Below are 10,000 nucleotides of genomic sequence, written 5' to 3' on the forward strand. Positions count from 1 at the left end.
ATACATTACGCTAAATACTGTCTTCCATGTTTCAATCTTTGGAAAACCATAATAAAAGATTTCCCCCATTACAAAAGGCAATAAAATAACGGCTCCAATAATTAAAGTTAGCGTTGTAAAAACATTATTAGATAAATATCGCTCTTGCTTCGGGCGTTTTAACAATATCGTATAGAAAGCAAATAAAAAAGTGCTCAATAATATAAGTATATCCCCTACTAAAGAGACCTCTTGATTAGTATTGTCAGAAGGAACAGTAATCAAGAGCACACCTATAGCTCCTAGCATAATTCCAATCCAATAATTCAACTTAATTTTCTCCTTTAAAAAGAATGCCGAAAAAAGAATTGTAACTAATGGCAATGCAGCATCAATGATACTAACATGCAATCCACTTGTTAAAGAAATACCGTAGGATGTGAACATGAAATACCCAGCTACACCAGTAAAAGATAGTAAACTCATTCTTTTCCATGGGACCTGTTTATGTACAACTGATCTTTTTAATTGTTTAAATGAGAATAGTAAACAGATTCCACCCGCGAAGAAAAGGCGAATAAACAACAAAGTAAATGGCTGAATAGATTCTAATGCCCACTTTGTTGGCGCAATAGCTGTCCCCCATAATATAACAGCCACTAATAACATCCATATTTCTTTCATAATCCCCCACACCCATCAAAAAATATATGTTAACTATCTTAATTATAGATTTTTTCTTATGTGAAATCTTTTAAAAATGAAAAAACGTTATGTGAAAAACAGCTGAATAGCTATTTTTCACATAACGCTTTCATATAAAGAGTAAAATTTTTTAGTCATTCTACAACTCAGTTAACATAAAAAGGTAATTCTTACCTTACACTAACATTTAAACGTATTACTTTATCACCTTTTACGACACTATCGCTCAAATTTTAATTTAGACAGTCCCTATTTCATCTTTAAAGTTACTAAATTTATGGATTATGACATTTGGTAAATAAAAATAAACACAAAAAAACCTAAGTCGAATCGACTTAGGTTTTTGCTTGGCGACGTCCTACTCTCACAGGGACAAGGTCCCAACTACCATCGGCGCTAGAGAGCTTAACTTCCGTGTTCGGTATGGGAACGGGTGTGACCTCTCTGCCATCATCACCAAACTATGAAGGCATATTCCTTCAAAACTAGATAACATTGCTACATATTATATGGTTAAGTCCTCGATCTATTAGTATTCGTCAGCTCCACATGTCACCATGCTTCCACCTCGAACCTATCAACCTGATCATCTTTCAGGGATCTTACTAGCTTACGCTATGGGAAATCTCATCTTGAGGGGGGCTTCATGCTTAGATGCTTTCAGCACTTATCCCTTCCGCACATAGCTACCCAGCTATGCCCTTGGCAGAACAACTGGTACACCAGCGGTGCGTCCATCCCGGTCCTCTCGTACTAAGGACAGCTCCTCTCAAATTTCCTACGCCCACGACGGATAGGGACCGAACTGTCTCACGACGTTCTGAACCCAGCTCGCGTACCGCTTTAATGGGCGAACAGCCCAACCCTTGGGACCGACTACAGCCCCAGGATGCGATGAGCCGACATCGAGGTGCCAAACCTCCCCGTCGATGTGGACTCTTGGGGGAGATAAGCCTGTTATCCCCGGGGTAGCTTTTATCCGTTGAGCGATGGCCCTTCCATGCGGAACCACCGGATCACTAAGCCCGACTTTCGTCCCTGCTCGACTTGTAGGTCTCGCAGTCAAGCTCCCTTATGCCTTTGCACTCTACGAATGATTTCCAACCATTCTGAGGGAACCTTTGGGCGCCTCCGTTACACTTTAGGAGGCGACCGCCCCAGTCAAACTGCCCACCTGACACTGTCTCCCGGGTCGATAAGACCCGTAGGTTAGAATTTCAATACAGTCAGGGCGGTATCCCACCAGCGCCTCCACCGAAGCTAGCGCTCCGGTTTCAATGGCTCCCGCCTATCCTGTACAAACTGTACCAAAATTCAATATCAGGCTACAGTAAAGCTCCACGGGGTCTTTCCGTCCTGTCGCGGGTAACCTGCATCTTCACAGGTACTATAATTTCACCGAGTCTCTGGTTGAGACAGTGCCCAAATCGTTACACCTTTCGTGCGGGTCGGAACTTACCCGACAAGGAATTTCGCTACCTTAGGACCGTTATAGTTACGGCCGCCGTTTACTGGGGCTTCAGTTCAGAGCTTCGCTTACGCTAACCCCTCTCCTTAACCTTCCAGCACCGGGCAGGTGTCACCCCCTATACTTCGCCTTACGGCTTCGCAGAGAGCTGTGTTTTTGCTAAACAGTCGCTTGGGCCTATTCACTGCGGCTTTCCGTTAAGAAAGCACCCCTTCTCCCGAAGTTACGGGGTCATTTTGCCGAGTTCCTTAACCAGAGTTCTCTCGCACACCTTAGGATTCTCTCCTCGCCTACCTGTGTCGGTTTGCGGTACAGGCACCTTTTATCTCGCTAGAAGCTTTTCTTGGCAGCGGGGAATCAAAGACTTCGCTCCATAAGGAGCTTCCCCATCACAGCTCAGCCTTCACGATAAGCGGATTTGCCTACTTATCAGCCTAACTGCTTGGACGTGCACAACCAATCGCACGCTTCTTCTATCCTTCTGCGTCCCTCCATTGCTCAAACGATAAAGAGGTGGTACAGGAATATCAACCTGTTGTCCATCGCCTACGCCTGTCGGCCTCGGCTTAGGTCCTGACTAACCCTGAGCGGACGAGCCTTCCTCAGGAAACCTTAGGCATTCGGTGGACGGGATTCTCACCCGTCTTTCGCTACTCATACCGGCATTCTCACTTCTAAGCGCTCCACCAGTCCTTCCGGTCTGACTTCACTGCACTTAGAACGCTCCCCTACCACTGATACCATTGGTATCAATTCGCAGCTTCGGTGGTGTATTTAGCCCCGGTACATTTTCGGCGCAGAGTCACTCGACTAGTGAGCTATTACGCACTCTTTAAATGGTGGCTGCTTCTAAGCCAACATCCTAGTTGTCTAAGCAACTCCACATCCTTTTCCACTTAATACACACTTTGGGACCTTAGCTGGCGATCTGGGCTGTTTCCCTCTTGACTACGGATCTTATCACTCGCAGTCTGACTCCTAAGGATAAGTCATTGGCATTCGGAGTTTGACTGAATTCGGTAATCCGATGAGGACCCCTAGTTCAATCAGTGCTCTACCTCCAAGACTCTTACACTTAAGGCTAGCCCTAAAGCTATTTCGGGGAGAACCAGCTATCTCCAGGTTCGATTGGAATTTCTCCGCTACCCACACCTCATCCCCGCACTTTTCAACGTGCGTGGGTTCGGGCCTCCATTCAGTGTTACCTGAACTTCACCCTGGACATGGGTAGATCACCTGGTTTCGGGTCTACGACCACGTACTAAACGCCCTATTCAGACTCGCTTTCGCTGCGGCTCCGCCTCTTCAGCTTAACCTCGCACGGGATCGTAACTCGCCGGTTCATTCTACAAAAGGCACGCCATCACCCATTAACGGGCTCTGACTATTTGTAGGCACACGGTTTCAGGATCTCTTTCACTCCCCTTCCGGGGTGCTTTTCACCTTTCCCTCACGGTACTGGTTCACTATCGATCACTAGGGAGTATTTAGCCTTGGGAGATGGTCCTCCCAGATTCCGACGGAATTTCACGTGTTCCGCCGTACTCAGGATACATTCAAGAGAGAACGAAGTTTCGACTACGGGGTTGTTACCCTCTACGACGGACCTTTCCAGGTCGCTTCGTCTACCTCGTTCCTTTGTAACTCCGTATAGAATGTCCTACAACCCCAAGAGGCAAGCCTCTTGGTTTGGGCTATGTTCCGTTTCGCTCGCCGCTACTCAGGAAATCGCATTTGCTTTCTCTTCCTCCAGGTACTTAGATGTTTCAGTTCCCTGGGTCTGTCTTCCTTACCCTATGTATTCAGGTAAGGATACCATACCATTACGTATGGTGGGTTTCCCCATTCGGAAATCTTCGGATCAAAGCTTACTTACAGCTCCCCGAAGCATATCGGCGTTAGTCCCGTCCTTCATCGACTCCTAGTGTCAAGGCATCCACCGTGCGCCCTTTCTAACTTAACCAAACTAAAATTAAAAAAATATGAGCTACACTGTTATCTAGTTTTCAAAGAACATACATTTATATATGAGAGATAGTTCTCTCAAAACTGAACAAAACGAAACACGGAAACTTATATTGATGAACAGCGTTCATCAATTCTCCATAGAAAGGAGGTGATCCAGCCGCACCTTCCGATACGGCTACCTTGTTACGACTTCACCCCAATCATCTGTCCCACCTTAGGCGGCTGGCTCCATAAAGGTTACCCCACCGACTTCGGGTGTTACAAACTCTCGTGGTGTGACGGGCGGTGTGTACAAGGCCCGGGAACGTATTCACCGCGGCATGCTGATCCGCGATTACTAGCGATTCCAGCTTCATGTAGGCGAGTTGCAGCCTACAATCCGAACTGAGAACGGTTTTATGAGATTAGCTCCACCTCGCGGTCTTGCAGCTCTTTGTACCGTCCATTGTAGCACGTGTGTAGCCCAGGTCATAAGGGGCATGATGATTTGACGTCATCCCCACCTTCCTCCGGTTTGTCACCGGCAGTCACCTTAGAGTGCCCAACTTAATGATGGCAACTAAGATCAAGGGTTGCGCTCGTTGCGGGACTTAACCCAACATCTCACGACACGAGCTGACGACAACCATGCACCACCTGTCACTCTGCTCCCGAAGGAGAAGCCCTATCTCTAGGGTTTTCAGAGGATGTCAAGACCTGGTAAGGTTCTTCGCGTTGCTTCGAATTAAACCACATGCTCCACCGCTTGTGCGGGCCCCCGTCAATTCCTTTGAGTTTCAGCCTTGCGGCCGTACTCCCCAGGCGGAGTGCTTAATGCGTTAACTTCAGCACTAAAGGGCGGAAACCCTCTAACACTTAGCACTCATCGTTTACGGCGTGGACTACCAGGGTATCTAATCCTGTTTGCTCCCCACGCTTTCGCGCCTCAGTGTCAGTTACAGACCAGAAAGTCGCCTTCGCCACTGGTGTTCCTCCATATCTCTACGCATTTCACCGCTACACATGGAATTCCACTTTCCTCTTCTGCACTCAAGTCTCCCAGTTTCCAATGACCCTCCACGGTTGAGCCGTGGGCTTTCACATCAGACTTAAGAAACCACCTGCGCGCGCTTTACGCCCAATAATTCCGGATAACGCTTGCCACCTACGTATTACCGCGGCTGCTGGCACGTAGTTAGCCGTGGCTTTCTGGTTAGGTACCGTCAAGGTGCCAGCTTATTCAACTAGCACTTGTTCTTCCCTAACAACAGAGTTTTACGACCCGAAAGCCTTCATCACTCACGCGGCGTTGCTCCGTCAGACTTTCGTCCATTGCGGAAGATTCCCTACTGCTGCCTCCCGTAGGAGTCTGGGCCGTGTCTCAGTCCCAGTGTGGCCGATCACCCTCTCAGGTCGGCTACGCATCGTTGCCTTGGTGAGCCGTTACCTCACCAACTAGCTAATGCGACGCGGGTCCATCCATAAGTGACAGCCGAAGCCGCCTTTCAATTTCGAACCATGCAGTTCAAAATGTTATCCGGTATTAGCCCCGGTTTCCCGGAGTTATCCCAGTCTTATGGGCAGGTTACCCACGTGTTACTCACCCGTCCGCCGCTAACTTCTTGAGAGCAAGCTCTCAATCCATTCGCTCGACTTGCATGTATTAGGCACGCCGCCAGCGTTCATCCTGAGCCAGGATCAAACTCTCCAATAAAGTTAGTTTGTCTAGCATCTAAAAATAAAAATTGACGTTTCACGTTGTTTGTTTCGTTCAGTTTTCAAAGAACTACTTGGTCGCTCATTTGCGACTTCCTTATGTTAACATCTTCGTTAGTTAATGTCAACTAAGTTTTTTATTTCGTTTGCCGCATTCTGCGTTATTGCATCGGCGACTTGTTCTATATTACACCTCTAATGTTCAATCGTCAATACCTTTTTATAAATATATTCAAGTTAATATTTTTACACTCTCTACTCTAGAGAAGAACCTATAAAAATTGTATTATCAGCAAAGCCTCTTCTTCTTTACTTTACTTTCATTTCTTCCAAAATACATTCAAGTTTACTTATACACTAAACTTAATTTGCACGTAAGTTTTCCCCCCCAGCGAAACTAACAATCTTATTTTAATACATACTAATATGTAGTTTAAAAATTATCACACTCCCTAATACCTCTTTACTTATCAGGTACTCTATTAGAAACGATTAAAGATACGCATCCTTATAACAAACAACGATACATAAATCTTTATAGACTACTCTAGTTATGGAGTTCCCCTTATATGAAGTAACACTTACTTACCTATTTACTCGTAAACATTTACTAACTATCCCTGTATCACTGAAATAGCAGACTTATATCTCTTTCATCTTTAGCAGCATCCACTTCCATACGGCCTAATCGTAATAACTTTTATAGCCCCTTAATAAACATTTAAGATATACAAATAAACTATACTCGATTAAAAATACGTACCTCAATTGATCGAATATACTTAACACACCTGAAAGGAACATTTGTTCTCGTTACACTTTATTACTTTTTATCACATTTAAGAATGTTTATCCTATACCTATTATTTACGTTTTACCGTTAGAAGAACGAATCAAGTTACTAACAAAGCATGTAATTTTATTGTTTCTATTATGTATCCCCTGTTTTGAAATACATATTGAATTATAAATTCATTTATTTCTAGCTATAATTCTAAGAATACATAACAATAAGAAACCAATACATATAAAACACCCTAAAAACGAGGTATACGGCTGCACAATTATAAATCATAATCTTTTCAACACCCATAGAAGTCCTGTATGTATTTAACGAGTTTCAATAGAAAAAGAGCCGGAATTTCCTTAGAGTAGAAATTCCGGCTCTTTTTCTATTGGGCCATAACCAAAATAATTTTTACATTTAAGATTAAATGTCTATTTAATATTCCTTACTCTGCTGTGCTGAATATGGATGTATCATATCCGTCACTGCATGATATAGATTTTCTGGATGTTCAGCTATCCGATGACATAAATACAAGTACCACTCTTTCCCATAAGTCAAATATACTCTAGCGTTATGTCCTTTGTTTTTCAAATCACTTAACATATCCGGACGAATTCCATATAGCATTTCTATTTCTACATTAGATTGACTAAAATATTGACGTTGCTCCATCTCTTTAATAAGAATTTCATCGTGTGTAGCTATAGATACAGGCTGATTATTTTCAATTAATTGTTCTACAATCTGAAGATACTGTTGATTTAAGTCAGTTGACCTCCGCATAGCAATATCTGAAGCTTCTTGATAGGCACCTTTTACAACTCTTATTTTCCCTGGATAATGTAGGAGTTCTTGAATATCATTGTTCGAACGATATAAATGTGCCTGAATCGTTATCCCTACATTAGGATATTGCTCAGTTGTTTTTTTATAGATAGAAAGTATGTCCGCTACTTTAGATGATTCTTCCATACTTATCATAATGGTAGTTCCATATACTTTTGCCTTCTCTGCCAACTCCATTAAATGAATATAAGATATTTCTGGATCTATAGATAATCCAATATGCGATAAATCGAGTGATACTGTTTGTTTTATTGGCAGAGCACCCACGTCTCCAATAAGATTCAAAAACTCATTTTTCGCTTTATAACATTCCTTTATATCTAGAGTATTTTCCCCTATGTATTCTAGTGAAGTATGATACCCTTTTGTAATTAGTTCTTTTGCCGTCATAATCCCCTCATGTCTCGTTTCTCCGGTGACAAAGCGTTTCGCGGCCTGCAATAATAACGCATAGAGTTCGGTAGATTGTTGTACATAGGATTTTATATGTTCATTTCGTGCAATCGATTTAAATGCCTGAGCTACTTGGAGTTCTGGTTTCGTCATCACATTTTCATCTCCTTTAGAACTATTTGTTCCAACTATAGCATGCTAAAATGGTTCGTATTAGTACCATTTTAGCTATACTTTTATGGTACCAATTTTGATGAAGGGAGCATTTATATGCTTTGGATGCCTATTGATCGATCGTTAGATATAAGTTTAATTCGCCAGGTTTATCACCAAATACGTGAACGAATATTAAACGGAGAGCTACAATCCGGAGAAAAACTACCATCAACACGGGAATTATCTTCTGAGTTGAGCGTGTCTAGGAATGTAATTTTAGAAGCTTATGATCAATTACTTTCCGAAGGTTTTTTGGTCGCTCGACAAGGAGCCGGGACATTCATTGCCGAAGGGACTTATTTAAAACAACGTAAAGAATCAACTCTAATTGACTCTTTATCTTGGTGCGAAGAAACAAACAAAGACAGTAACATCATTAATTTCCGCTCAGGGATACCAGCATTAGACTTATTTCCACGTAAGGTATGGGCAAAGTTGTCTCACACCACATGGAATGAAGCACCCCCTTCTACATTTGGATACGATATTCCCGAAGGACGTCCCGAATTAAGAAAGGCTTTATCACGCTATTTGCTAAAAACAAGAGGAGTTTTTTGTCATCCAGAACAATTGGTGATTACTTCCGGTGCAACTCAAGCTTTAACACTTGTTTCTAAATTATTTTTATCAGCGGGTGATGAAGTACTAATAGAAGATCCCATCACCAATGACATTCAAACAATTTTTAAAAATTCAGGAGCCTCCCTTCATCCTATACCAGTTGATGATAATGGAATGGATACATCTTTGTTGCCTGCAAATAAAAACCCAAAATTCATCTTCACTACTCCTTCTCACCAGTTTCCTTTGGGAGGAGCTTTACCGATTCAACGACGGGTTCAATTGATTAACTACTCAAGAAAAACGAATTGTTATCTCATTGAAGATGATTATGACAGTGAGTTTCGATATGAAGGCTCTCCTGTAAGTTCATTACAGGGATTGGATCCCGAGCGTGTTATATATATAGGTTCATTTAGTAAAATTTTATCACCGGCCCTTAGGATGGGATACTTAGTTCTTCCCTCACACCTTATTGAAAAATGCCGCAGGATCAAATGGTTTTCAGATCTACATACACCTTCTTTAAATCAGCTTGTTCTTGCTAAATTTATTGCCGAAGATTATTTGGAGCGACATATTATGAAGATGAAAAAAATTTATAAAACTCGAAGAGACTTCCTTATCCAGCAATTAAAATTAGCATTCTCCAATAAGATCAATATTTTCGGTTATTCTACAGGATTACATCTGATTGTTGAATTCAATCAAGTTCAATTCACAAAAGAATTACTTGAGGAAATCCAACAACTCGGAGTGAAAGTATATCCTGTGGAAGAGCACGCCATTAAAAAAGGAAAACATCATAATCGAATTATTATAGGGTATGGACATTTAACAACCGAAGAAATAAAAGAAGGTGTGAGCAGGCTACAGAGGGCAATACCTTGTATCTATTCTTGTTAACGAATAGATGGTCTAACAAACTTATCCATATTTTTCTGAAGGTATGCTATTTAGATGTGAAATCATAATAAAATAAAGCTGTTTTTTGCTAGATACACGTACTCATAGAACCAACATTAATTACAAGATTATTTCCATTAAACACAAAAAAGACGAGTCATTCTGACTCGTCTTAAAGTTGCTTGGCGACGTCCTACTCTCACAGGGACAAGGTCCCAACTACCATCGGCGCTAGAGAGCTTAACTTCCGTGTTCGGTATGGGAACGGGTGTGACCTCTCTGCCATCATCACCAAACTATGAAGGCATATTCCTTCAAAACTAGATAACATTTGCTACATATTATATGGTTAAGTCCTCGATCTATTAGTATTCGTCAGCTCCACATGTCACCATGCTTCCACCTCGAACCTATCAACCTGATCATCTTTCAGGGATCTTACTAGCTTACGCTATGGGAAATCTCATCTTGAG

Annotated in this window: 3 protein-coding genes and 5 rRNA genes (2 of these 8 running past the window's edge); 1 reads left to right on the top strand and 7 read right to left on the bottom strand. The window is 42.3% G+C overall.

Annotation, left to right across the window (positions count from 1 at the left end; all coding sequences use genetic code 11):
• From AABL52_RS25405 to AABL52_RS25425, 5 genes are all read right to left on the bottom strand, one after another.
• Positions 1 to 675, bottom strand: partial view of a DMT family transporter gene (locus AABL52_RS25405; RefSeq protein ID WP_341518674.1) — the 5' portion only. Its footprint begins 258 nt before the window's first position; the window shows 675 of its 933 coding nt (coding positions 1-675); it begins with the start codon at positions 673 to 675; its stop codon lies off the left edge, out of view.
• A 354-nt stretch (positions 676 to 1,029) separates the two neighbouring features.
• A 5S ribosomal RNA gene (gene rrf, locus AABL52_RS25410) occupies positions 1,030 to 1,145 on the bottom strand.
• 48 nt (positions 1,146 to 1,193) lie between these two features.
• Positions 1,194 to 4,115, bottom strand: a 23S ribosomal RNA gene (locus AABL52_RS25415).
• Between the two features lie 146 nt (positions 4,116 to 4,261).
• Positions 4,262 to 5,813 (bottom strand): 16S ribosomal RNA (locus AABL52_RS25420).
• The 16S, 23S and 5S rRNA genes sit together here, the layout of an rRNA operon.
• Before the next feature lie 1,224 nt (positions 5,814 to 7,037).
• Entirely contained in the window at positions 7,038 to 7,997 is a 960-nt protein-coding gene (locus AABL52_RS25425; RefSeq protein ID WP_341519749.1) for a proline dehydrogenase family protein, read from the bottom strand.
• A 117-nt stretch (positions 7,998 to 8,114) separates the two neighbouring features.
• Between AABL52_RS25425 and AABL52_RS25430 the strand changes: the two genes are divergently transcribed.
• Positions 8,115 to 9,527, top strand: coding sequence for a PLP-dependent aminotransferase family protein (locus AABL52_RS25430; protein WP_341518675.1), 1,413 nt, complete (start codon positions 8,115 to 8,117; stop codon positions 9,525 to 9,527).
• Positions 9,528 to 9,707: 180 nt separating this feature from the next.
• Here the strand turns inward: AABL52_RS25430 and rrf (AABL52_RS25435) are convergent.
• Both rrf (AABL52_RS25435) and AABL52_RS25440 read right to left on the bottom strand, forming a co-directional pair.
• Positions 9,708 to 9,823: ribosomal RNA gene (gene rrf / locus AABL52_RS25435) — 5S ribosomal RNA — on the bottom strand.
• A gap of 49 nt (positions 9,824 to 9,872) precedes the next feature.
• A 23S ribosomal RNA gene (locus tag AABL52_RS25440) occupies positions 9,873 to 10,000 on the bottom strand; it runs 2,794 nt beyond the window's last position.

The sequence above is a fragment of the Bacillus paramobilis genome, from assembly GCF_038096195.1.
In the GTDB taxonomy this organism is placed as follows: Bacteria; Bacillota; Bacilli; order Bacillales; family Bacillaceae_G; genus Bacillus_A; species Bacillus_A mobilis.

Bases quoted from the DNA above. Each gene is read 5' to 3' on its own strand.
- AABL52_RS25425 (WP_341519749.1), bottom strand. From the start codon at position 7,997: ATGACGAAACCAGAACTCCAAGTAGCTCAGGCATTTAAATCGATTGCA.
- AABL52_RS25430 (WP_341518675.1), top strand. From the start codon at position 8,115: ATGCTTTGGATGCCTATTGATCGATCGTTAGATATAAGTTTAATTCGC.